21 protein-coding genes, 2 tRNA genes and 1 pseudogene are annotated in these 23668 nt (G+C 43.7%); 7 read left to right on the top strand and 17 right to left on the bottom strand.

The features are described from left to right. Positions 1-605 precede the first annotated feature (605 nt). Entirely contained in the window at positions 606-2213 is a 1608-nt protein-coding gene (locus FOR85_RS06370; protein WP_144297197.1) for an inorganic phosphate transporter, read from the top strand. A gap of 99 nt (positions 2214-2312) precedes the next feature. Here FOR85_RS06370 and FOR85_RS06365 read toward each other — a convergent pair whose 3' ends face one another. Continuing rightward, positions 2313-3944 carry an aminotransferase class I/II-fold pyridoxal phosphate-dependent enzyme gene (locus tag FOR85_RS06365; protein ID WP_144297196.1) on the bottom strand — a complete coding sequence of 544 codons (1632 nt, stop codon included), beginning with the start codon at positions 3942-3944 and terminating at the stop codon, positions 2313-2315. Positions 3945-4368: 424 nt separating this feature from the next. Here FOR85_RS06365 and msrB point away from each other — a divergent pair, with 424 nt between their 5' ends. Next, positions 4369-4791, top strand: coding sequence for a peptide-methionine (R)-S-oxide reductase MsrB (gene msrB, locus FOR85_RS06360; RefSeq protein WP_144297195.1), 423 nt, complete (start codon positions 4369-4371; stop codon positions 4789-4791). A 254-nt stretch (positions 4792-5045) separates the two neighbouring features. Here msrB and FOR85_RS06355 read toward each other — a convergent pair. Continuing rightward, positions 5046-5213, bottom strand: a pseudogene (locus FOR85_RS06355) (transposase); the annotation flags it as partial. Positions 5214-5254: 41 nt separating this feature from the next. Then, a complete protein-coding gene (locus FOR85_RS06350; RefSeq protein WP_144297194.1) occupies positions 5255-6136 on the bottom strand; it encodes an IS982 family transposase in 882 nt (293 codons plus the stop codon). 437 nt (positions 6137-6573) lie between these two features. On the opposite strand from FOR85_RS06350, the gene FOR85_RS06345 reads away from it, so the two are divergent. The 5 genes from FOR85_RS06345 to FOR85_RS06325 all read left to right on the top strand — a co-directional run bounded on the left by FOR85_RS06345 (position 6574) and on the right by FOR85_RS06325 (position 9928). Continuing rightward, positions 6574-7881: an RNA-guided endonuclease TnpB family protein gene (locus FOR85_RS06345; protein ID WP_144297193.1), complete on the top strand. Its 1308-nt coding sequence runs from the start codon at positions 6574-6576 to the stop codon at positions 7879-7881. A 52-nt stretch (positions 7882-7933) separates the two neighbouring features. Continuing rightward, positions 7934-8359: a glutathione peroxidase gene (locus FOR85_RS06340; RefSeq protein ID WP_144297192.1), complete on the top strand. Its 426-nt coding sequence runs from the start codon at positions 7934-7936 to the stop codon at positions 8357-8359. Between the two features lie 159 nt (positions 8360-8518). After that, positions 8519-8594: transfer RNA gene (locus tag FOR85_RS06335), tRNA-Val, on the top strand. A gap of 51 nt (positions 8595-8645) precedes the next feature. Next, positions 8646-8722, top strand: a tRNA-Asp gene (locus FOR85_RS06330). Between the two features lie 189 nt (positions 8723-8911). Then, a complete protein-coding gene (locus FOR85_RS06325) occupies positions 8912-9928 on the top strand; it encodes a D-cysteine desulfhydrase family protein (protein WP_144297191.1) in 1017 nt (338 codons plus the stop codon). A gap of 49 nt (positions 9929-9977) precedes the next feature. Here the strand turns inward: FOR85_RS06325 and modB are convergent, their stop codons facing one another. The 14 genes from modB to narH all read right to left on the bottom strand — a co-directional run bounded on the left by modB (position 9978) and on the right by narH (position 23639). Continuing rightward, positions 9978-10679, bottom strand: coding sequence for a molybdate ABC transporter permease subunit (gene modB / locus FOR85_RS06320; RefSeq protein ID WP_144297190.1), 702 nt, complete (start codon positions 10677-10679; stop codon positions 9978-9980). A gap of 210 nt (positions 10680-10889) precedes the next feature. Beyond that, complete coding sequence (gene modA, locus FOR85_RS06315; RefSeq protein WP_144297189.1) at positions 10890-11795, bottom strand: molybdate ABC transporter substrate-binding protein; 906 nt, start codon at positions 11793-11795, stop codon at positions 10890-10892. Positions 11796-11968: 173 nt separating this feature from the next. Further along, entirely contained in the window at positions 11969-12460 is a 492-nt protein-coding gene (locus tag FOR85_RS06310) for a molybdenum cofactor biosynthesis protein MoaE (RefSeq protein WP_102077822.1), read from the bottom strand. Between the two features lie 134 nt (positions 12461-12594). Continuing rightward, positions 12595-12885: a MoaD/ThiS family protein gene (locus FOR85_RS06305; protein WP_144297188.1), complete on the bottom strand. Its 291-nt coding sequence runs from the start codon at positions 12883-12885 to the stop codon at positions 12595-12597. Positions 12886-12964: 79 nt separating this feature from the next. Then, a complete protein-coding gene (moaC, locus tag FOR85_RS06300; RefSeq protein WP_144297187.1) occupies positions 12965-13486 on the bottom strand; it encodes a cyclic pyranopterin monophosphate synthase MoaC in 522 nt (173 codons plus the stop codon). A 78-nt stretch (positions 13487-13564) separates the two neighbouring features. Continuing rightward, positions 13565-14305: a molybdenum cofactor guanylyltransferase gene (locus FOR85_RS06295; protein WP_144297186.1), complete on the bottom strand. Its 741-nt coding sequence runs from the start codon at positions 14303-14305 to the stop codon at positions 13565-13567. A gap of 3 nt (positions 14306-14308) precedes the next feature. Next, positions 14309-14839, bottom strand: a complete 531-nt coding sequence (gene moaB, locus FOR85_RS06290; protein ID WP_089555991.1) for a molybdenum cofactor biosynthesis protein B — start codon at positions 14837-14839, stop codon at positions 14309-14311. A gap of 67 nt (positions 14840-14906) precedes the next feature. After that, the gene (gene moaA, locus FOR85_RS06285; RefSeq protein ID WP_144297185.1) at positions 14907-16010 is read right to left on the bottom strand and encodes a GTP 3',8-cyclase MoaA; all 1104 of its coding nucleotides are present in this window, start codon (positions 16008-16010) and stop codon (positions 14907-14909) included. Positions 16011-16282: 272 nt separating this feature from the next. After that, positions 16283-17578 (bottom strand): gephyrin-like molybdotransferase Glp, encoded by a 1296-nt coding sequence (gene glp / locus FOR85_RS06280; protein ID WP_144297184.1) that lies wholly within the window; start codon positions 17576-17578, stop codon positions 16283-16285. 206 nt (positions 17579-17784) lie between these two features. After that, positions 17785-18684 (bottom strand): peptidylprolyl isomerase, encoded by a 900-nt coding sequence (locus FOR85_RS06275; RefSeq protein WP_373681943.1) that lies wholly within the window; start codon positions 18682-18684, stop codon positions 17785-17787. Between the two features lie 422 nt (positions 18685-19106). Continuing rightward, on the bottom strand, positions 19107-20288 hold the full coding sequence (locus FOR85_RS06270) for a globin domain-containing protein (RefSeq protein WP_144297182.1): 1182 nt from the start codon (positions 20286-20288) through the stop codon (positions 19107-19109). 216 nt (positions 20289-20504) lie between these two features. After that, complete coding sequence (narI, locus tag FOR85_RS06265; RefSeq protein WP_144297181.1) at positions 20505-21230, bottom strand: respiratory nitrate reductase subunit gamma; 726 nt, start codon at positions 21228-21230, stop codon at positions 20505-20507. 14 nt (positions 21231-21244) lie between these two features. Next, the gene (narJ, locus tag FOR85_RS06260; RefSeq protein WP_223808545.1) at positions 21245-22054 is read right to left on the bottom strand and encodes a nitrate reductase molybdenum cofactor assembly chaperone; all 810 of its coding nucleotides are present in this window, start codon (positions 22052-22054) and stop codon (positions 21245-21247) included. 46 nt (positions 22055-22100) lie between these two features. Next, positions 22101-23639, bottom strand: a complete 1539-nt coding sequence (narH, locus tag FOR85_RS06255) for a nitrate reductase subunit beta (protein ID WP_144297179.1) — start codon at positions 23637-23639, stop codon at positions 22101-22103. Between the last annotated feature and the right edge of the window lie 29 nt (positions 23640-23668).

The following is a 23668-nucleotide window of genomic DNA, read 5'->3' as shown; positions in this document are numbered from 1 at the left end:
CTTTTTTGTTTGAAATGTTAGGGAAAATTAGCAACATTTTTCTACTAAATAAGCAGCTTTTTTGAGTGATATATTCAAAGTTACAAATCTCGTAATATCATCATGCAATCTGTGTCTATATTTAATATAATAGGCGCGTAACAACTTCTGCCTGCTCACAAAATAGCTGCACAGGCAGAGATGGTATTTATCCTATAAATGTTTTAGTTATTAACAACAGATTTTTTATAATCGACGCTATCACTATAAAACCTAAGCCGCAAGCTGCTGTAATCGGACGATTTGGCAAGACTACTTGCGGCTTTATGGCATTTTGTGGCTTAGGTTTTTCGCTGATAGGTGGGCAAGCTTGCGCGTAAATATTTACAAGCACGCAGAGCTATCAGGACAATATAGAGCGCAGTAGATAGTAACTTTTTATAACCCTATTTTCAAATTCGTACATTCAAAACAGTATTTCGAGAAACATATTCAAAACAGTATGACAAAACCACGTTGCGGACACGCTATCATAATGTTGGGTGGTAAAAACGACACCATCAATAGCGCCGCAATGGCATCAATCACCTATAATTTCAATCAGCTTACGCAGGACGTATCAACGTATGGGTATTAGCAGCAGTTCTACAGGACCAACCAAAGCAGTCGGTTCTATGAGAATCAATCTATTTTTTGCCATTTTACTGATTGCGATGACCGCTTACTTTTTATGGTGGGGTCTAGATTACACCATGCATCAGCAGACGACGCTATTTATCGTAGCGACGGCTTTTGGTGTCTTTATGGCATTTAATATCGGCGGTAACGACGTCGCCAACTCCTTCGGTACTTCAGTGGGCGCAGGGACATTGACGATTCCGCAAGCTTTGGGTATCGCCGCGATATTTGAAGTGTCGGGCGCGGTGCTGGCGGGCGGTGAAGTTACCGATACCATCCGCAGCGGCATCGTTGACTTAGATGGTTTATCGGTTTCGCCCAATCAGTTTATTTATGTCATGCTCTCAGCGCTTATCGCGGCGGCATTTTGGTTGTTGTTTGCCACCAAAAAAGGTCTGCCTGTTTCGACCACCCATGCCATTATTGGCGGCGTCGTTGGTAGCTCTATTGTACTCGGTATCTCTTTAGGTGGTACCGACATGGCACTATCGACCGTCGATTGGGGTACGATTGGAACAATTGCTATCTCTTGGGTCATCTCACCCGTGTTAGGCGGCGTATTTTCTTACCTTTTATATGGTCAAATTAAGAAAAAAATCATTGAATATAATGATCGAACCGAAGCGCATATTGCGACGCTAAAAGACGATAAAAAAACTGTCAAGCAAAACCATAAAGAGTATCTAGAAAGTCTAACCGAGTCAGAGCAATTGGCGTATACCTCAGCGATGCTGCGCGATCAAGAAATCTATAAAGATGATGATTGTGACATCGAGGATTTAGAAACCGATTATTACAAACAGCTTTATAAGATTGAGCACGAACGTAGCAACCTTGATACCCTAAAAGCCCTTAAACAATGGGTACCGCTCATCGCTGGCGCAGGCGGCGCGGTCATGACTTCGTTGGTGGTGTTCAAAGGCCTAAAAAACGTCAACAGCAACATGACGACGCTGCAAGGCTTTTTTATCATGGGTATGATAGCGGCGCTGGTGTGGCTGGCGACCTTTATTTATACCAAGAGTATCCGCGGTAAGCATAAAGAAGATTTGACCAAAGCGACGTTTATTATGTTTAGCTGGATGCAGGTCTTTACCGCGTCCGCCTTTGCTTTTAGTCATGGTTCAAACGATATTGCCAACGCCGTCGGTCCTTTTGCCGCGATTATGGACGTTATCCGTACCAATAGCATAGCGACCGAGGCTGCCGTGCCGCCTGCGGTGATGTTGACCTTTGGTGTGGCGCTTATCGTTGGCCTTTGGTTTATCGGTAAAGAAGTTATTCAAACCGTCGGTACTAATCTAGCAAAAATGCATCCAGCTTCAGGCTTTTCAGCGGAATTGGCTGCGGCTGCCGTCGTCATGGGCGCATCGACCATGGGTCTGCCCGTATCCAGTACGCATACGCTGGTTGGTGCAGTACTTGGCATCGGTATCGTTAATCGTGATACCAATTGGGCGCTGATGAAGCCTATCGGTTTGGCATGGGTAATTACCCTGCCTGCGGCGGCTTCGATGTCGGCTATCAGCTATCTGTTATTAAGTAATATTTTTTAAATAAAAGTTCTATTGTTTTTTATTATAGTGTTTTATTAAAGAATAAAAAACGCTTATCGGCAGCTGCTGATAAGCGTTTTTTTATACAAGTTTGAATGATTACTCGGTACCAAACTGCTTACGTTTTTTGGCAAAGAAGCGGTCCAATCTATCCATGGCATCTTCTAAATCATGCAGATTGGGCAAAAACACCAAGCGGAAGTGGTCAGGTGCATCCCAATTAAAACCGGTCCCTTGTACCATTAAGACGTTTTCTTCTATCAATAAATCCATCATAAACTGCATATCGTCTTTGATAGGATAAACCTCAGGGTCCATCTTTGGAAAGCAATAAAACGCCCCTTGCGGCATGGTGCAAGAAATACCTTTTATTGCGTTAAGACGTGAAACGGCCAGTTCGCGCTGCTTTGATAGCCGTCCTGATTTTGAAGTGAGCTCTTTCATACTTTGATAGCCGCCCATTGCCGTTTGAATGGCATATTGACCTTGAACGTTTGAGCACAAACGCATAGACGCCAACATGTCTAAGCCTTCGATAAAGTCGGCAGCGTGGTCTTTTTTACCCGACACCATCATCCAACCAGCACGGAAACCGGCGATGCGGTGCGACTTTGATAAGCCGTTATAAGACAGCACCAGTACATCATCGGTCAAGGTGCTCATCGGCGTATGCGTCATGTCATCATAAAGAATACGGTCATAAATCTCATCGGCCATGATGATTAAATCATGCTCTTTGGCGACTTCGATAATTTGCAATAACACCTCATCACTATACAGCGCGCCCGTTGGGTTATTGGGGTTGATCACCACAATGCCTTTGGTTTTGGGTGTAATTTTAGACTTAATGTCTTCGATATCAGGATGCCAATTGTCGTCTTCATTACAGCGATAATGTACCGCTGTACCGCCTGCTAAGTTGGCCGCGGCTGTCCAAAGCGGGTAGTCGGGCATTGGCACAAGCACCTCATCGCCATCGTTCATGAGTGCTTGCATGGTCATCACAATCAGCTCAGAAACACCATTACCCAAATATACATCGCGCACATCGACAGCTGATAGCAGACCTTTTGATTGATAATATTGCAAGACCGCTTTACGTGCCGCAAAAATCCCTTGCGAGTCCGAGTATCCTGTCGCTTCTGGCAGGTTCATCGCCACATCACGCAAAATCTCATGCGGTGCTTCAAGGCCAAATGGCGCAGGGTTGCCAATATTGAGTTTTAAAATGCGCTTACCTTCAGCTTCCATTTTATTGGCTGTTTGCAAAAGCGGACCGCGAATATCGTAGCAAACGTTTTGTAATTTATCGGATTTTTTAATTGGATTCATAGAGTGACCACTTATCGGGTTGGGTTGTAAATTTGCGGTAGAAGTAGGGGATACGCTTTGCTGCCTAGGCGTTTCGTTTTTATTATGATTATTGGTTTTATTATAAGAATTGATAGGTTGATTTGAATTAGCAACGCTATCCATGTCGTTTTGTAAATCGCCACGTAATAAATAGCCTTCACTACAGCCTAAGATACGCGCTAGGGTCGGCAGCTTCGATGACACGATGCCATTGGTGCCGCGCTCCCAATTAGAAATAGCACCGCGACTCACCTTGGCACCTGCTGCCGTCATCGCCTGCGCCAATTGCTCGGCGGTCATGCCTTTATCGCGGCGCAGCTGTACCAGTCGTTCGGCTTGCGTGCTTTGAGAAGTTTGGGAAAATTCGCTATCAGCCATTGTTGTTTAAGCCTTTTATTAAAGATAATCTATTCCTAATGCAAGATATTATTGCATACACTTTATTAATGCAAGCCTAAAGACAGAATTTTTATAAAGTTGATATTTAATGCAAGAGTAACTTGCAATCTATTGTGATTTTTCAACAATGAAAAAATGAGCCAAATGCTCGTTTAATAAAATTACAACTTTAATGATTGAGGCGGCAGCGTAATTTGCTATATTTTATCTTTCTATCTCTAATGTTATTTCTTTAAACCTGAAACTTTACACTGCTAGATTGAGGACTTTTATAGTCACTACCTTGAATAGTCAGACAATCAGCAGCAGATAAAGCCTAGCGTTTTTATAAAAACGTACGATAAATTGGTCAGTAACTGACACACCGCAAATGAGATAACCAATCATTTAATAAGGATAAAAGATGCAAGACAATCAATTAAGCAAAGAAGAAATCAGCCAATTGACCGACGCAGATTGGAAAGCGCGCCTCACTGCCGATGAGTATCACGTCATGCGCGAGAAGGGCACAGAGCGCCCATTTACTGGCGTTTATAACGACGTCAATGATAAAGGTATCTACCGCTGTAAAGGCTGCGGTGCCAGCTTGTTTGAGTCGGACAATAAGTTTGACGCCGGTTGCGGCTGGCCAAGCTTCGATCAGAGTATCGATAATAGCGCTATCGATGAGCACGAAGACAATTCACTTGGCATGCGCCGTACCGAAGTGACGTGTAGCAATTGCGGCGCGCATTTGGGACACGTATTCCCTGATGGTCCACGTGAGACCACCGGTATGCGCTACTGTATCAACTCAGTGTCTATCGATTTGGATAAAGCTGAATAATAAGTATTAATATAATTAATGTTTTAGCCAAAGTTGGCATGATAAAAGGGAAGTACGCAGTGCTTCCTTTTTTCTTATCAGTACGCATGTTAATAGTAAAAATAATAAAACAATCAATTTAAGGATGAATCATGAGCACTATTTACGATTTTACCGCTGAATGTATGGACGGCACCTCGCAAGCCTTTGCTGACTATCAATCTAACGAAAGAGGACTCCACCCGACGCTAGGGTGGAGGTGAATTTCGTATAGCCTAACTCTGCTGATTTTGAATGTATTGCTTAATAATCTCCAACGGCGCTCCGCCACATGAGCCGGCAAAGTAAGAGCGTGACCACAAAACAGGCTTATTATAAGCCGCCCTTAAGTCAATGAAGTTAGCTCTCATGCGCCGGCTTGTGACCGACTTTAGATTATTAACCCCAGTTCGGGATAAGCCACATTGTAACTCATTGATACTATTTACAATGTCGCTACCTGTCCCTGCTGAGGCATGTTTTTGATGGTGGGTTTATAGGGAAACCAGCAATAAGCAATCAAACCCGACAGCAAGTTTGTGATAAACCCCGTGACACTACGATGGCGTGAGTGTTCGATTTGGCACAAGTTTTTAAGCTCTCCAAACACCGTTTCAACCAAAGAGCGATGATTGAGTAGTGCCTCATCCATAGGCTCAAGTAATTGGGGTTTCATATTACGCCGAAGTTTGGTTATCAACGTGGTATCACTGTGTTTTGTGAGCCACTCGTTTAGGGCTTTACTGATATAACCTCTATCCCCAAACACCTTGCCAAACACAGACGTTGCCATATCCTTAACAGGCACTCTATCATCCGTATTGCCCGCAGTGACTTTGACGGAGACCAGCTCACCTTTATGATTGATAATGGCGTGCAGCTTAAAGCCATAGAACCAGCCCATGCTGCTTTTGCCTCGGGTTGCAAGTCCTTCAAAGACTTTATGACGGTAGATACGCTTGTTATGACAAACTGCTATCTTGGTTGAATCAATATAGCTGATACCCGTACAGTCGCCCATCATGCTTTGCAAGTAGCTGCACAGTGGCATGATACTGCGCGGCACAAGCTCTATAAATCGCGAGTAGCTCGGCAGGTTTGGAAACTCCCGTTTCATCATGCCAAGCATGTGATGGTAGTAAAAAGACTTAAACGGTCGATAACGCAGTTGATGAAACAGTACCAAGATGGTCATCATCTCTGCTACACTTATCTGGCATGCTCTTAGCCGTTGACGGCCCGTTGCGATTAAATGAGCGTCAAACTCAGGTTTGAATTGCTGATAAAAGTCGTCAATATGGCAGTATAGTTCGGTTAGGTTGTCCATGTAAGAAGTCCTTGTTGTGAAGTTTGTCTTGGTAAACTCACTTTAGCAACTTTGGACTTCTTTTTTATCTTTTTTTTGAGCGCTTATCCCGAATTGGGGTTAAAATAAGGGCAGTCACTGAAAGCAGTGATTGCCCTTATTGGTAGAAGTTAGTAATAATATCTATCAAACCGCGAAAGAGGACTCCATCCGACATTAGGGTGGAGGTGAATTTCGCCTCATTGTTACTGTTTATTTACACATCCTGACCGTGAATTTGATATACTTATTAAGTATTGTTATATTAACCCCACTCTCAACTTATTTTTCTAAGGTATTGGTTTACTTAGTTTTTAAAATTTCAGTTAAAACAATTAGAATTTTAAATTCTATAAAAATCAAAAGCCTACGATAAGTTGAGATTGGCGTTATATTAATAAACTCGCCAAGACTATTCCATGAAAATCAACAAAGCGTATAAATTTAGGCTTGAGCCTAATGCAGAGCAACAGATTATTCTAAATAGTCTTGTCGGCTCTGCACGTTTTGTTTGGAATCAAATACTAGCGATCTCATTTGAGATGTTTGCCAAAAATGAATTTATTAATGCCACCAACTTGGTTAATAAAATCATGGATCTAAAGAACAATCCTGATTTTGACTTCTTAAGAACCCATGCCAATGCCGTGTCCTTACAACAAAAAGTACGTGATCTCGCCTCTGCTTGGTCACGATTTTTCGACCCTAAAGTTCATGCTAGGCTCAAAGAAAATAAAAAGAAGCTCCGAAAACCCAAGTTCTTTAAGCTAAGCGATGGCACAGAGATTCAACTACGACAACTGATGCCAAGATTTAAACGTAAATCCGATGGCTGCGACTCAATCAGGCTTGTTCAGTTTGATAAGTATTGCCGTATTGAAGGCAATCGCATCAAACTACCTAGCGGTATTGGCTTTGTGAAGTTTAGAAAATCGCAAGACATCATCGGCACCATTAAAAACATCACCATCAGCAAGAAATCAGGGCACTGGTACGTGTCTTTTGGGTGTGAGCGAGCACTGGATCAAAACCCAATTCACCCCTCTACAAGCGCCATAGGTATTGATTTAGGTGTCACTAAACTCATTACTACCTCAGACGGTCAGCACATCAAACCCAAAAATAGCTTTAAAGCCAATCAAATTAAACTGGCCGCATTACAGCGCCAATTAAGTAGAAAAGTCTTATTCAGTCAAAACTGGAAAAAGCAGAACCGTAAGATTCAAAAATTACACCATCACATCGCCAATATTCGCCATGATTACTTGCATAAAATCACCACCGCGATCAGCAAAAACCACGCCATGATTGCTTGTGAGGACTTAAAAGTAGCCAATATGTCGAAGTCTGCAAGTGGTACGTTAGAAAACAAAGGGCGTAACGTCAAAGCCAAGTCAGGATTGAATAAATCCATTTTGGATCAAGGCTGGGGCATGATGATTGATATGCTTGAGTACAAGCAGCACTGGCAAGGCGGGGTGCTCATTAAAGTAAACCCACGCTACACCAGCCAAACCTGCTCCCAATGTCAGCATATTACCAAAGAGAATAGACAAACTCAGGCTAAATTTGAGTGCGTCAAATGCGGGCATAAAGCAAATGCTGATGTGAATGCAGCTAAAAATATTCTTGCGGCAGGACATGCCGTTTTGTCTGCGGAGGGAGGATGCGGTAAAGGTCGCCCGTTGAAACAGAAAACTTGCGACGGTCGTGAGAAAGTCGCCTAAAAGCTTTTGCTTTTAGAATCCCCCGCTTGAGCTTGTCGAAAGTGGCGGGAGTATGTCAAAAAGGCAAGTATTATTAATCGTCAATACCGCCAGCAAATGTGGCTTTACGCCACAGTTTGAAGGCCTAGAGGCGCTGTATCAACAATATAAAGAGCAAGGATTGGTGGTGATTGGCTTTCCTTGTAATCAGTTTGGCGCGCAAGACCCCGGTACTAACGAGGAGATTGGCGCGTTTTGCCAAAAAAATTACGGCGTCAGCTTTCCAATGATGGCAAAAATTGATGTCAATGGTAAAGACGCCCATCCGATTTTTGATTGGCTTAAAGACCAAAAAGGCGGGCTGCTGACAGATGGTATCAAATGGAATTTTACTAAGTTTTTAATTGGCACCGATGGGAAAGTGATTGACCGTTATGCGCCAACCACCAAGCCTGATGCCTTAAAAGCAGATATCGAACAAGCATTGGCGGCCAAATAAATAATAAGCTAGAGAAATTATTGGTTTTATATAAAATATAAAGCCAATAAAAACATAGGTTTGCATAAATTGCCGCTAAATTAGGAAAAAATACGCAAGAAAAAGGCAAATAGGGTTTGACAGCCATGTGTAAATCTATATAATACACACCCACAGCAAGGGTGATTAGCTCAGTTGGTAGAGCGTCTGCCTTACACGCAGAATGTCGGCGGTTCGAATCCGTCATCACCCACCACTCATTTAGCGAGTGGGTCTTTTAGAAGACGACATGCTAAAGACGACCTAAGCAGCGGTAGTTCAGTTGGTTAGAATACCGGCCTGTCACGCCGGGGGTCGCGGGTTCGAGTCCCGTCCGCTGCGCCATTTTCTGTAGTATTAGAAAACGAATTTAGACTGTTAAGTCTAAGCAAGTTTCGCCTCAAACATTAGATTGTTTGGGGTTTTTTTGTGTCTGCTCGTTTTAAATAGTAGCGGCGTGACTTATATTTCTATTGTATGCTGTGCTAACAGATAATTTCTACATGGCTATTGATAATAGGGATAGAAAATAACATGGAATATAACCACATACCTAGAGAGCTGCTAGGCTTTTTTCCAACCCCTCTGGTTGAGCTGAAACGATTGAGTGCAGCCTTGGGCGGTCCCAAAATCTATATGAAAAGAGATGACAATACGGGGCTGGCATTGGGTGGCAACAAAACTCGTAAGCTTGAATTTATCCTCGGTGACGCGCTTGCCAAAGGTGCTGATACCATCATCACTGCGGGCGCGATACAGTCAAACCATTGCCGTCAGACGGCAGCGGCGGCGGCAAGCTTAGGACTAGAGTGTCATTTAGTGTTAGGCGGTGAAGAGCCGGCGCAGGCAAATGGGAATCTCTTGCTAGATAAGCTGTTTGGTTGCCATATCCACTGGGCAGGCAATCATCGCAAAGGCGAGGACATTCCTAGCATCGTTGAGCAATTAACCTACCAAGGTAAAAACGTCTACGTGGTGCCGTACGGTGGTTCAAGCGAGCTTGGGGCGTTAGCCTTTGTAGAGGCGTTTAAAGAGCTAGAATCGCAGCGTCAAAGCATGGGCTTCTCCTTGACCCACATCGTGTTTGCCTCAAGCTCTGGCGGCACGCAAGCAGGCCTAATGCTTGGCAACAAAATCTTTAACTCACCTTATCAAATCGTCGGTATTAATATTGATAAAGGCGAAACCGATAAAGTCGCCTTTGATCAATATACTTTGGCGCTTGCTAATAATACGGCAAAATTAATCAAGACAGATTATGAATTTACCGAGTCAGATTTGATTCTTAACTCTGATTATGTTGGCGCAGGCTATGGCGTAGTGGGCGCATTAGAAAATGAGGCGATTGCTTTAACGGCGCAAACAGAAGGGATATTGGTCGACCCTGTTTATACTGGTCGCGCGATGGGCGGGCTTATCGATATGATTCGTACGGGAAAAATCAAAGAAACTGACAGCGTTTTATTCTGGCATACTGGTGGTGCGCCGGCTTTATTTGCTTATGCCAACGATTTGGATTTGGCGAAAAAAAGCCGTAAGCCAGAAGTTTGATTGCTTAAAGAAAGAAATTTGACTTGTTATTGGTTTATAAAACAAGTGCTTATGGGCGCTGATTAAGCCGACTGACAGCAGCAATCAGCGCCACCATAATAACCCCCATAATAATAAGAATCCCCGACATCAGGTGCGCTGCTTCATAATTTAGCGCCTCTACTTGCTCATATATCGCAATAGAGACAACCTTGGTCTCACCTGAAATGCTGCCACCTATCATCAGTACCACGCCAAATTCGCCAATGGTATGCGCAAAACTGATTAAGCCTCCTAGAATGATGCCAATGCGCGCTTGCGGTAGGACAATTTTTATAAAACGTCTAAGACGGCTAGGCTCTAATAAGCTTGCCACTTCCATCACGCTTTGGGGAATACGCAAAAACTGAGCGTAGACAGGCTGAATATAAAAAGGCAGGGAGTAGATGATGGAGCCAATCACCAGCCCTTCAAAGGTAAAAACCAAAGGGCTAATATTATGCTCGATAAGCCATTGTCCAATACCGACGCTCGGGCTTAGCAGTAATAATAAATAAAAACCAATGACGGTAGGCGGTAAAACAAGCGGCATCGCAATAATGCCCATCAATAGAATCTTTATACGCCCAGCGACATTTCCGCGGCTAGGCTTGGCAAGCCAATAGGCGAGTGGCGTTGCAAATAACAATAAGCAAAGGGTGGTAATGCTGGCAAGCTTGATGCTTACCCATACCGGCAGCAGCATGTCTGAGATAAGAAACTGGGACATCATAGCGTGATTATCTATCTACCTTTTATCCAGTGCGCCGCTGATAGGACATTATTTATGCTGCTACTTTATTTATAGATCGCTTGCCTTGATAACGTGTCACTTATGTCACATTTCACTTATTTCACGCAGGCAAGCTTATCAAAGGGCTAAAGTATTCACTTGAGCAAACCTAAGCCGTACTTATTCTCTCGATAGATTGCTACAAACAAGCTACTTAACAGCCAAATAACCTGCTTTAGCAAAATAAGCCTGTCCAGCAGGCGAGCGCAGATAATCGGTAAAATCTGCTGCGCTAGCGATATCGGTAATAACGATACCGTCCTGCAGGATAGCAGGATAAGAGTCGGCTGGTAAAATATAAAATTGCTCGGGCGTCGCTTTGGTGGCGGTCACTTGCGACTGAGCCACAAAACCATAATCGACATTACCCGTATGGGCATATTGAAAAGCTTGGCCAATATTTTCCGCCTGAATGATGCGCTTTTGTGCCGTTAGAGAGTCGTAAAGGTTTTGTGCTTGTAAATAAGCCTTGGCAGATTCGCCATAAGGCGCAAGCTCAGGGTTGGCAATAGTAATTTTCGTCTTGTCATCACGCTTTAATAGCTCCGTCAGTGTACTCTGATTCAAGCTATCAACCGGCTTGGTCGCGCTATAAATGGAGAGTTGGCCTTGAGTATAGGTAAACGGCGTATGGCTGCTGTCACCTTTAAACATCTCATCGACCAATTTAGCGGGGAACTCTTGGTTGGCGGCTAAAAAAATATCGTAAGGTGCGCCGGCAGTGATTTGCGAATATAGTTTACCTGAAGAAGCAAAGGTAACTTCGATCTCTTGATTTGGCAGGTTCTTATCTTTTTTATAGCCTTCGATGATTTCAGGCAATACGTCTGATAAATTGGCGGCGGCAGCAATACGAATGGCGTCACTAGGTTGAGTGGTCTGTGGTGCGTTTTCTGTAACCACTGCGGTTTCATTAGGGCTGTTTTCTTGGCTACAAGCGCTGAGTATTAAGGCCAAGCACGCAGATGCGCCCAATGTTGCTATCGATTTAAACCGTTTTAAATAAGACAAATTGGTAATGGGGTAATGCTGAGCATTTGATGGTTTTGATAGCATAACCTACATCCTCTACTTTAAAAAAGAACAATACTCAGTAAAAATGAATAATTTTGCAGTATACATCAGTTTTTTATCGTTATTGGCTCAATTATTTTCTAAACGATGTGCATATCATGACTACCTATTTTTCATCAATGTTATTGAGTGAGTCATCATTAATTAACCGTTAATTAGCCATTATTGCTCAGCCATTTTGAAGAATCATCTTGATAGTATTCCTGTTTCCACACCGGAATATCGGCTTTAATTGTATCTAATATCCAGCGGCAAGCGTCAAAAGCAGGGTAGCGATGGGCAGAAACCACACCAACCCAAACTGCCACATCGCCGATCTCTAGCGCGCCAATGCGATGGATAGCAATGGCATCGAGAATCTCAAAACGCTTTTTGGCTTCTTCAATGATGGCTCGGCCTTGATTGATGGCCAAATCTTCATAGCCATAGTAGGTTAGACGATTAACACTCGTGGCATTATTATGATTGCGTACGCGGCCTTCAAAGCAGACAAAGGCGCCGCAGCTGTCATTATCGAGCGTCTTTTTAAGGCGACTTTCGTCAATATCGGTATCTAACAGCGCAAAACCATCACGTTCAGCGATGAGGTACGCTTCATCGATGCTACGTTTGATACTCATAGATTGCCCATGTACGTTGTCTGTCATTTTTTCTGCCTATTATTTAACAATATTGTATAACGAGATTTTTAACTTTAAGCATCGCGTAAAGTCACGGCGCTCATAAAAAGTGAATTTATAAAAAAGGATAAATAAGTAGGTTAATAAAAAGCTATGTTAAATTAACCACCAGCCACTGGCGTGATAAAAACCACGCTATCGCCGTCATAAATCTCATCCGTCCACTTGGCAAAATAGTCATTTACCGCCACGCGTAGCTCCGACTGCGGACGGCTAAAAAGATGCTTTTGGCGCAGCTGCTCATAGAGTTCGGTCAATGAAGTCGACTGTGGCACCGTGATTTTTTCTTCATGGCAATTGGCTTCATCGGCTAAGCTGGCAAAATATAAGACGTTAATATTCATCATGGTTTCTAATTTAGAGTCTGTATTGCTTTCTACTAAGGTGCTCATAGCAATCTCCCTTATTGATAAACTGCTTATTCACTGTCTAACGGTAGGCTTTTCAGAACTTTATTTTTTTAAATCATTCTTACTTATGCTGATAATCGGATTTACCGCCGGTTTTTTTCATAAGATGGATATTATCAATCACAATGTCATGCGAGATGGCTTTGGTCATATCATAAATGGTCAAGCAGGCGACGCTAACGGCGGTTAACGCTTCCATTTCTACTCCAGTTTTATGGGTGACTTTCACCGTGGCGGTGACGGTAATACTATGGTGGACATCATCGTATGCAAAGCTTAGACCAATTTTATCCAAGGGCAAGGGGTGACAAAGTGGAATGAGGTCATGGGTACGTTTGGCTGCCATGATACCAGCAATATGAGCCGTTTGAGTAATGCTGCCTTTTTTGGTCATACCGTCCGCGGCTTTGATTTGCGTATAGATGTCCGCAGGAAAAACCACTTGTCCGCTTGCATACGCTTCTCTGGTACTGGCTGTCTTGCCACTCACATCAACCATGGTGATATCACCGTCGCTATCTAAATGCGATAAACCAGACTGATTGCTTGGTTGATTATTGGTTTTTGGATTGTCACTATTCATTCTTTATTTCTCTTAGAAAACAAATTTCTCTTAAACGGTCGGTTTTTTTTCAATAAACTTTTTTATAAGTCGCTTGGTTCATGAGACGTTTAAAGCCAAACAAGCACGGGCAAAATCTTTAGGCGTATTAAAATTGGTTAACGCTTGCCATGCTTGGGTAAAGGGAACAGGCTGCACAATCGGCTTAATAAATTTCATGACCTGCCGCTGTCCATTGTCAATATACTGCTTTAACTCAGGCTCAATACTTAAACGATATAAACCTAACAATGGATATAAGTGGCTGTCATCGGTTAGACAAATGACAGACTTGCCGTCAGCCTGCGTGATATAAGGTTGCAGTTTTTGCCATAAATCGCTGATAGGAATCAGGCTATCACAGCTAATGACCAGCAGCCAAGATTGTTGCCAGTTTGCCTCTTTCGTTAATTGCTTTGAATTTGCCAAATGCTTTAATGATTGCAGCACTGCCTCAATCGCTACCAATGCGCCGCCGGTTTCAATTTGTTTGTTATCATTACTAGAAAGATAATCTCCAATATGAAAAATTGACGACTGCAGATCTTTCTTCATTAAGTCTGCATGGACGCTAAAACCACGCCCATTATCCGCAATCATAATAGGTAGATCGCTCGTCATCGCAGCACTTAATTCAAGCGCTTGTCTGACATGATAATCAAGCAAACGCTCACCCGTTGGCAAGATAAGCTCAGCTTTTGGCGACCCCATACGTTTGGAGGCGCCGCCCGCTAAAATAACAATACCTGCTAAGCGGCTGAGTTCATCATCTTTGATTAAGCTGTCTGCAACTTCCAGCATCAATCAATCGTGACCTGGATTGGTGCGCATAAAGTGCGGCACAAAGTTACAAGGACGCGTGCGGCTATCGAGCTGCTCTTGTAAGATACCTTCCCACGCAGTGCGGCAAGCACCTGATGAACCGGGCAGGCAGAAGATACCCGTACCGTTTGCCATACCAGCCACGGCGCGAGATTGGATGGTAGACATGCCGATATCGTCTTTTGAGATTAAGCGGAACATTTCGCCAAAGCCATCGACTGATTTATCAAATAATACGCCAACCGCTTCTGGCATACTGTCGCGGATATAAAAACCAGTACCGCCCGTGGTAATAATAGCGTGCACATCTGGGTCGGCAATCCAACCGCTGATAACGGCTCTGATTTTATAAATATCATCAATAATCAGCTGACGATCTGCCAGCTGGTGCCCTGCTGCGGTCAGTTGATCGACCAAATATTGCCCTGAAGTATCTTCTGCAAGAGTACGACTGTCAGAAACCGTTAAGATGGCGATATTAAGCGGGGTAAAGGGTGCTTGCAGCTTACTCATGAATGTTCCTTAATAAATACGCTTGTGATAAAAAATGAAAAATTTGATTATTAGTATATTTTTGATTCTAACCGCCAATCATCGACAAGTTATTCATCATGCCGCTGTTTGATTCGTGAAGGTGATGATGCTCAGGTTTAATCGGCATAAAGCTGTGCAGGGTATTCACAAGCCCTGCAACATCGTCTTGCTCGAGATACGGACGAATATCGTAATTACCTTGGTCGAATAGACACAGATGCACCTTACCTTGGCTACTAACCCGTAAACGATTGCAGCTGTCACAAAAATGGGCAGCATAAGGAGCAATCATGCCGATACGACCTTTATAATCTGGATGGCTATACTCTATCGCTGGACCGTCATTGCTGCCACGGACATGGGTTTGCCAGCCATGTTTGATTAGATAATTGGTGATGATGTCAGACTGTGCGTGCTGGGCAAAAAACAAATCGCTGTTGTCGCTGGTTTGCATAAATTCGATAAAGCGATAGGTGACCGCTCTGTCTTTGACATAGTCGATCGCATTCATCAGATTTTCAAAGGCGGTTTCTGCCATTAAAATACTGTTTATTTTTAGCTTAATATCTGTAGTTGCAAGTAAAGTATCCATATCAGCCAACAGCTGTGGCAACATATCGAAGCCTGTCATCTTATGAAAAGTAGCGGCATCGAAGCTGTCCATACTGATATTGATTTGATTCAGTCCAGCCCCTTGCCAGTTAGCCAAATGCTTGCCAAGTTTATAGCCATTGCTGGTCATAGCAACCGTTTCAATACCTTCGGTGTTTTTGATGGTTTTAATAATGTCTACCACGTCACGGCGTATAGAAGGTTCACCGCCGGTAATCCTGACTTTTTTGGTGCCAACTTGGGCAAAGCCGCGGATTAAGGTAGCAATTTCAGTGACGCTGAGCTCGTTTTGTGGGGGTTTGCCTTGATAGCCATCTGGCAGGCAATATTCACAGCGAAAATTACAGAAATCAGTAATCGATAAACGCAAATAGGTAAGACGTCGTGCGAAACCATCGGTTAATGGTTGAGAGAGCGTGACCGGAGAATACGTCGACGAGAGAGCCGTTTTCGACGATAAGTCACCGTCAAAAATAGCAGGTGCAGCGGCAGGCGAGTACAATTGCACATTGCCTGCGTTGGGGGCAAGATGGTTCATAGATGATTACCATTAATATTAAGTATAGTGTGTACTTTTAGGCGTTGCCTCAGGTTGTGAGTGGGAAATTCCATTTATAGTTAATTATGACAGCTTGCGCGCAAATAACCATTCACCGTAAGTGAGCTAAAAACTACCACCAAAGTAGTAGATAGCACTTGATAGTAAACCCTCAGTTTCTCACGATTAATGGCATAAAGAGTTATTAACTATGTAACCATTAATCCGCTATGTAAGGATTAATAGTGCAGTCCTTATTAATAACACAGCGTTTAGCTATATAACCAAGGAAAAGGCTGAACCAATACTTGCTCGCCAGCGGCTACATTGCCAGAATCTTGCGCCAAGACAATAAAGCAATTGGCGTGGCTCAGCTGTTTGATACGGTGCGATTGCTGCTTGCTAAAGCTTTCTACTTCAAACTCACCAGCTGCATTCTGCGACATAATGCCCCTTTGAAAGTCCATCCGTCCGGCTGATTTTTTGATATCGTTTTTAAGGGTAGCGGTCAGGCTAAGCTGCATGGGTCGCTCTTGTGGTGCAGCGCCTGCCATTTGCCACAAAGCGGGAATGACAAATTGTAAGCTGCCAACGACAGTTGATAGGGGATTGCCGGGTAAACCAAAGTATAGTACCGGCTTGGCAAGATTTTGCGTCAGCTCGCCAAAGACAAACGGTTTGCCGGGTTTCATGGCGACTTTATAATGATTAATCTGCCCTAGCTGCTCAATGACGGTGGTTAAAAAGTCATAGTCACCAACCGATACGCCAGCGGTAGAGATAAGGACGTCGCACTCTTGCATCGCTTGGGCTACGGCAGCGGTGGTTTTATCTAAATCATCAGCAATGATGCCATAATCGCGGACAGTGACGGGTAAGCTTGAGAGTAAGGTTTTTAGCGTCGGGGTGTTGGAATTATAGATTTGCGCTAGGCTGGTTAGCTCATTGCCAATCGCCACCAATTCATCGCCCGTTGCGAGTACACCAACGATTAAAGGCTGATAAACATCGACCTTATCAAAGCCTAAATTCGCTAATAGGCTGATATCAGTAGGATTTAAGCGTTTACCTTTTTGTAATACCACATCCTTAGCTTCAATCTCTTCGCCTTGCTTGCGGATATTGTCATTGGCCTTAGCAGCTTTGCTAAGCGTCATATCATAAGGCTTTGATTTATCAATATGGTCTTTTATAGCGGCAAAATTGGTGTTTTCTTGCATGACGACCGTATCGCAGCTGTCAGGAACGACGGCACCCGTAAAGATGCGCACCCCTTGTCCTGCGACAATGTCACCACGATAAGGACTGCCCGCTTGCGACTCACCGACGATCGCAATCGTGCTTTCGGCGTCAAGCGTACTGCCTTGTGCCAACGCATAACCATCCATCGCCGACAGATTTTGTCTAGGGACAGCAAACGGCGAGACGATATCCGTTGCCAAGATATGATTGCGACTGTCTAATAGATCATAGCTTACGATATCTCTTTTGAGGAGCGGAAAATCGTCATTGTTATACGTTTCTATACGCTGCGTTATTTTTGCGGTAAGCCCTGCGACAGTAATCATAAATCCCTACTTATTTTATTTATATATATTGAACTGGTATTGAACTGAGATAGCTATTTAGCTTATACAACGGCTAAAGTCATCTAGCTATCGAGATGGTATAACCTAACAAGATACGTTATACCATACGAGCTATTTTATATCATCACTACCTATCATCAATGCGGCTTTTACATATGAAAATTAATTGAATGAAAATAGATTGTTTAGCCGCGGAATATGTTTTCTTGTTCAAGCGACATCTCGATACCTTCGATATCGGCATCGTTTGCTAAGGTAAATAAGTAATCGCACAAGGATTGGTGAAAGGCTTGTTGGCTCAGCTTATTATGAATCGCAGGGCTGACTTGCTCATAAGTCATCTGAATGCCAGGCTCTTTGGTTAGCACGTCGACAACATGAAAACCGTAACGGCTCTCGATAGGGCTTGGCGCCAGTCCTGCATCCATTTTAAATAACGCGCCTTCAAATTCTGGTACAGTCTGACCTTTATTAATAATGCCAAGCTCGCCGCCTTGCTCTTTTGATGGGCAAGCGGAATGCTGGCGCGCCAGTTGGATAAACTCGGCATCGGGGTTGGCATTATCTTTGATTTGTTCGATAAATTCGTAGGCGGTTTTTTTAAGTTTTAATCGTTCATCGCCGTCTTCTGGCGGACATGCCAACAAAATATGACGGACATTCATAATAGGGTCGGTCTTAAAGTCAGTGATATTCTGCTTATAATAGCGCTCGCAGGTTGCCATATCGGGCATCGTTGCTTGCACGTTTTTTTCTATTAAGTCAGAGATGGCTTTTTCTTCATCGTCAAGCCATGCTGTCTCGCCAAGGCTTGGCTCATCTAAAACGGCAAGGCGCAAGAGTTCACGCACCACCAAGGCTTGCGTCGCTAGAAACACCGCATCTTCTTTATTGGGGGCAGGGTGGTATTGCAGCTCTTGGGCAATCGCGGTTCTATCTATCATCACACCATTGACGGTCACCGATGGCAATTCATCACGGCTAGAGGCAATCAGATTTTTATGGTTGCTGCGTTCTTCTGCCATGGCTTTTTCGATAAACTCTTGGTCAGAATGCGGTTTTTGCAAATCATTTAAGGTTGGCATAACCCGCAAGATATCATCACCGCGACCCGTCGGAGCATGGCTATGACTATGATGGTCATGGTCGTGACTGCCATGCCCATGAGCGTGTTGATAATTTGCATGGTCGGCTGGATTATAAGTACTGACAGTCATGGCGTTACTCCACTAAGGATTTTGGTAATAGAAATTTTAAAATACGATATCATGTTACTGTAAAAAATATGGCTAATAACGATTATCTTTAAAACAAGCTTTATAAAAACCATAAGTATTAAGACTATTTATAAAGGTATAAACAAAAAAATAGAGCCACCTTTAAATATTTACTCACTAATGAAGCGTTTAAAGGTGACTCTAATGGCAATTGCTCACTGACTTTATATTTCTTTAACAAAGTATCGAGCGTATTTTTCGCACCCTCAATACTTTATTAAATGGATCATTTAAGCCAGCTCTAGGCTCATTTTAGGGCCAAACGGCTCATAATGAACGCTATCAACGCCATGGTCTAAGGCCATTAGACCATCGATGATGCTTTCCATAAACATCATAGAACCACAGACATAAATATCAGCAGGCTTTGGTAAGTTAGCAAGCCATGCTTCATCTAGGATTTGCCCAGATTCAAAGTAAAAAATGTGCTTTTCTACGTTGTCGGCGGCGGCAAGTAATTCATTAACTTTACTATCAAAGGCATGATGCTCTTTATTCTGACAAGCATAAACCCAAACGATAGGACGTTTTGGATTGGCGGTGACTTGCGCCTCTAACATCGACAAAATCGGGGTGACACCAACGCCTGCGCTCACCAGTACCAACGGAATATCATTTTGCTGAATTAAGTCTTGGTTAAGCTCAAAATCACCAGCTGGGGCAGATAATAAGATCGTATCACCAACGTCTAAGTGATCATGTAAGTGGTTTGATACCAAGCCATAATGCTCATTACGGTTGTCGCGTCTAACAGCAAATTGGATACCTTTATCGCTCGTGGCTGAGTATAAAGAATAATGACGTAGAGCAAGATGGTCGCTGTTTTCTGGGTCGGCTTTGACCGTGATGTATTGACCGGCGCTCAGGCTTAATTTGCTTAAATCGATATCGTCGTTTGCGGGAACGACAGTAAAGGCGGCGATATCTGTCGCGGCTTCTACTTTTTCAGTGATTTTAAACGGTGCAAAGCCTTCCCACATTTCTTGCTCATACATGGTTTTTTCTAGCTGAATAAAGACATCAGCAATTTCATCATAGGCTTCAGTCCACGCATCGATGATGTCATCGTTGGCGGCTTCGCCCAATACTTCTTTGATAGCGCCTATTAAGTGATGACCAACAATCGGGTAGTGCTCTGGCAAAATTTGTAAGGCGCAGTGTTTATGGCTGATTTGCGTGACTTGTGGTAGTAGTACAGCCAATTTATCCAAGTGCTTTGCTGCGGCCAAAACCGTCATAGCCAGTGCAGTCTGCTGGCGACCTAGTTTTTGGTTGGTTTCGTTAAAGATATCTAAGAGTTCAGGATGTTGGTTGAACATGTTTTTATAAAAGACGGTCGTAATTGCTGTGCCATGTTCTTCAAGTACAGGAACAGTTGCTTTTACGATCTCTAGTGTTTTTGGTGACGCCATGGTGGATCCTTTAGTGATTTACACAGTGATAAGTTTAGAAGCGTTAGCTCAATGCATGAGCGTAATAACCTTCATTAAACTGCTTTAAAAAACGCTGGGATTTGAGCGTTTAGCGGTCTAATAGTTAAGATTTTACCATAAGATTCATTAGAAATGAATCTTATGGTATCGTAGCTTTATCTAAACTTGAATGCTGTATCACTATTGTGGCTATTTCTATTGCGAACGTTTCTCTCTCACAATCTGATAACGGCGACCGAAATACCAGATTGGCGCACTGATAATATGGATAAGCCGTGTGAACGGGAATATCGCAATCAGTGTAATACCGAGCGCCATATGCAGCTGATAAATCAAGTCGGTTTGCTCGATACGCGCCGCTGCCTGCCAAGGTCTTAAAATGGTAATGTCTTGTGCCCAGCCGGCCAAATTCATCATGGTATAGCCATCTAAGTGCTTCACTGACGTAAAGATGGACAGCAGACCTAAGTTCAGCTGGATAAATAACAGCACCAGTACCAGCTTGTCTGAGAACGATGAGGTGTTTGAGATACGGTCATCGGTAAAGCGTCGCCACATGAGCATGACTAAGCCAAACCAACAAAACACCCCTGCGATACCACCGACCACCACCGCTAATATCTGCTTATGTCCGGCGCTGATAAATCTGTCATAAAGAAAATGCGGTGTCAACATGCCAAATAAATGACCCAGCAAGACCACGATAATGCCAACGTGGAATAAGTTGCTGGCAAGGCGCATGTTTTTGCTTCTGAGCATCTGTGTTGAGCCTGTCTTCCATGAATACTGAGATAAATCAAAACGTACCCAAGTACCAATAATAGCGATGGTCAATGCCACATACGGATAAACGCCAAAAAGGAAAATTTGTAGCCAGTTTAAGTTGGCTAAAGACTGCACACTAGGATCTGCGATATTCATGTCCTTTCTCCTTATTATGATTTAACCGGTTGGTTGGTTTTAAAATCTACCCAGTGCACTGGAGCATCGACCGCATTTGTAGCAGAGGTATTTTTTATACCAGCTTTTGCTGCAAGATTTTGGGTACTTGTTTGTGACGGGCAGCGCTCTTCTTGTTGCGCATCCAAAAACGTCACCACTTCTTCTTCCCATTCTTTATCTAATGCTTCAAAGCTGTCATCACGCTTTTCTTTACTGATTTGCTCTTGGTACTCTTCAACGATATCGAGCGGTTTACCAGCGATTTGCAATAGCGCATTAAAGCAGCCTTTATACAAGCTACCGCGACCTTCTAATCGAGCAGCAAGCAGGGCGATAATATGGCTAACATCGGCAATATCCATACGAATCTGAATATCGTCATTAATCACCGACGCTTGATAGGCTAAAAACTCAAGATATAAAGGCAGATAGTCGGGTAATTCTTTAACACTAATCTCAAAACCGGCTGCTTCATATTGACCCATCAAATCGACCATCGCTTGACCGCGATCACGCGATTCGCCGTGTACGTGCTCAAACAACCACAGCGATAGCGAACGACCGCGCTCAAACAGACCGTCATAACGCGCTTGAGCCTCAAGGCAACCGGTATCGATTAAATCTTCGATTAATTCGGTGATTTGGGTGCGTACTTCTGGGCTAATTAGCGTCGAGCGCGCGACAATTTCGGTACAATCGGCGAGGGTATCACCACTAAATAGCTCATTGTTTGGATAATCTATCAGTAAGCTTAACACCTTGAGAATCATCAAATCCGAAGCACCAATAGTCGGGGGCGTCATAGGTTCATGCACGGAATGACTGTTAGGAAATTGAGTAGTTTGCATCTTATGACTCCCATTTTTGGACGGTATCGATGAAATCACGGCGATTGGCTTTACGTTGTCCAAACATGCTGTTGTCAGAATGTCCTGAACAGCCTTCGCCAAAGGTGAAGCCGCAACCGTTACGCTCAGCAAAAGCGTCACTTAAAGCTTCTTCGCGGTGCGCGGTTGGGATGACAAAACGGTCTTCGTAATTGGCGATCGCCAAGTAGCGATACATCTCTTCTACTTGCAGTTTGGTCAGACCAACATCGTCCAAGATACTTTGCACTTCTTGTTTTTCTACCAATTGCATACGCTTATAACTACGCATCGCAAGTAGACGTTTTAGCGCCAAACGTACTGGCTCTTCATCGCCTGCGGTTAGCATATTGGCAAGATAGCGCAGCGGAATACGTAAGCTGTCAACATCCGGAATCAGACCATCCATACCAACTTTACCGGCTTCGGCGGCGTTCTGAATCGGTGATAATGGCGGTACATACCAAACCATCGGTAGCGTACGGTATTCAGGATGCAATGGCAGAGCAAGTTTCCAATCCATCGCCAGTTTATAAACAGGCGAGCGCTGGGCTGAATCAATCACCGATTGCGGTACGCCATCTTTTAGTGCTTGGGCGATGACCGCAGGATCATTAGGATCTAAGAACACATCCAACTGTGCTTGATAAAGGTCTTGCTCATTCGGGGTGCTAGCGGCTTCGGCGATTTTGTCGGCATCATAAAGTAGGACGCCTAAGTAGCGGATACGGCCAACACAGGTTTCAGAGCAAACCGTTGGCAGACCAGCTTCAATACGCGGATAACAAAAGATACATTTTTCAGATTTGCCCGATTTCCAGTTGTAGTAAATCTTTTTGTACGGGCAGCCTGAGATACACATGCGCCAGCCGCGACATTTTTCTTGGTCAATCAAGACAATACCGTCTTCTTCACGCTTATAAATCGCGCCACTTGGGCATGAAGCGACGCACGTAGGGTTCAAGCAATGCTCGCACAGACGCGGCAAATACATCATAAAGGTGTTTTCGTATTCGCCATAAATCTCCGCTTGAATGTTGTCAAAGTTTTTATCTTTACGGCGTTTTTCAAACTCTGAACCTAAGATTTCCTCCCAGTTCGGACCCCATTCAATCTTTTGCATACGCTTACCAGTGATGGCTGAGCGCGGGCGGGCGATAGGTTGATGGTTGCTGATAGGGGCGGTATGTAGATGCTGATAATCGAAATCAAAGGGTTCGTAATAATCATCGATCTCTGGCAAATCAGGGTTGGCAAAGATATTGGCCAATACTCGAAATTTACCACCGATGCGCGGATTGATGGTGCCGTTGGCATTACGTATCCAGCCGCCTTTCCATTTGGTTTGGTTTTCCCACTCTTTGGGGTAGCCGATACCGGGTTTTGACTCAACGTTGTTAAACCACGCGTACTCCATACCTTCGCGGCTGGTCCAAACGTTTTTACAGGTGACCGAGCAGGTGTGACAACCGATACATTTATCGAGGTTAAGCACCATGCCGACTTGTGAACGAATTTTCATGGGGTGTGCTCCAAGCTTTTGTATAAAAG

Source organism: Psychrobacter sp. YGAH215 (assembly GCF_007280595.1).
GTDB lineage: Bacteria > Pseudomonadota > Gammaproteobacteria > Pseudomonadales > Moraxellaceae > Psychrobacter > Psychrobacter faecalis.
This window is presented reverse-complemented; position numbering and strand designations above follow the sequence as displayed.

What these genes read in the sequence shown, in the direction of transcription:
- FOR85_RS06370 (WP_144297197.1), top strand. Translation starts at nt 606, where the DNA reads ATGGGTATTAGCAGCAGTTCTACAGGACCAACCAAAGCAGTCGGTTCT.
- FOR85_RS06365 (WP_144297196.1), bottom strand. Translation starts at nt 3,944, where the DNA reads ATGGCTGATAGCGAATTTTCCCAAACTTCTCAAAGCACGCAAGCCGAA.
- msrB (WP_144297195.1), top strand. Translation starts at nt 4,369, where the DNA reads ATGCAAGACAATCAATTAAGCAAAGAAGAAATCAGCCAATTGACCGAC.
- FOR85_RS06350 (WP_144297194.1), bottom strand. Translation starts at nt 6,136, where the DNA reads ATGGACAACCTAACCGAACTATACTGCCATATTGACGACTTTTATCAG.
- FOR85_RS06345 (WP_144297193.1), top strand. Translation starts at nt 6,574, where the DNA reads ATGAAAATCAACAAAGCGTATAAATTTAGGCTTGAGCCTAATGCAGAG.
- FOR85_RS06340 (WP_144297192.1), top strand. Translation starts at nt 7,934, where the DNA reads ATGTCAAAAAGGCAAGTATTATTAATCGTCAATACCGCCAGCAAATGT.
- FOR85_RS06325 (WP_144297191.1), top strand. Translation starts at nt 8,912, where the DNA reads ATGGAATATAACCACATACCTAGAGAGCTGCTAGGCTTTTTTCCAACC.
- modB (WP_144297190.1), bottom strand. Translation starts at nt 10,679, where the DNA reads ATGATGTCCCAGTTTCTTATCTCAGACATGCTGCTGCCGGTATGGGTA.
- modA (WP_144297189.1), bottom strand. Translation starts at nt 11,795, where the DNA reads ATGCTATCAAAACCATCAAATGCTCAGCATTACCCCATTACCAATTTG.
- FOR85_RS06310 (WP_102077822.1), bottom strand. Translation starts at nt 12,460, where the DNA reads ATGACAGACAACGTACATGGGCAATCTATGAGTATCAAACGTAGCATC.
- FOR85_RS06305 (WP_144297188.1), bottom strand. Translation starts at nt 12,885, where the DNA reads ATGAGCACCTTAGTAGAAAGCAATACAGACTCTAAATTAGAAACCATG.
- moaC (WP_144297187.1), bottom strand. Translation starts at nt 13,486, where the DNA reads ATGAATAGTGACAATCCAAAAACCAATAATCAACCAAGCAATCAGTCT.
- FOR85_RS06295 (WP_144297186.1), bottom strand. Translation starts at nt 14,305, where the DNA reads ATGCTGGAAGTTGCAGACAGCTTAATCAAAGATGATGAACTCAGCCGC.
- moaB (WP_089555991.1), bottom strand. Translation starts at nt 14,839, where the DNA reads ATGAGTAAGCTGCAAGCACCCTTTACCCCGCTTAATATCGCCATCTTA.
- moaA (WP_144297185.1), bottom strand. Translation starts at nt 16,010, where the DNA reads ATGAACCATCTTGCCCCCAACGCAGGCAATGTGCAATTGTACTCGCCT.
- glp (WP_144297184.1), bottom strand. Translation starts at nt 17,578, where the DNA reads ATGATTACTGTCGCAGGGCTTACCGCAAAAATAACGCAGCGTATAGAA.
- FOR85_RS06275 (WP_373681943.1), bottom strand. Translation starts at nt 18,684, where the DNA reads ATGCCAACCTTAAATGATTTGCAAAAACCGCATTCTGACCAAGAGTTT.
- FOR85_RS06270 (WP_144297182.1), bottom strand. Translation starts at nt 20,288, where the DNA reads ATGGCGTCACCAAAAACACTAGAGATCGTAAAAGCAACTGTTCCTGTA.
- narI (WP_144297181.1), bottom strand. Translation starts at nt 21,230, where the DNA reads ATGAATATCGCAGATCCTAGTGTGCAGTCTTTAGCCAACTTAAACTGG.
- narJ (WP_223808545.1), bottom strand. Translation starts at nt 22,054, where the DNA reads ATGACGCCCCCGACTATTGGTGCTTCGGATTTGATGATTCTCAAGGTG.
- narH (WP_144297179.1), bottom strand. Translation starts at nt 23,639, where the DNA reads ATGAAAATTCGTTCACAAGTCGGCATGGTGCTTAACCTCGATAAATGT.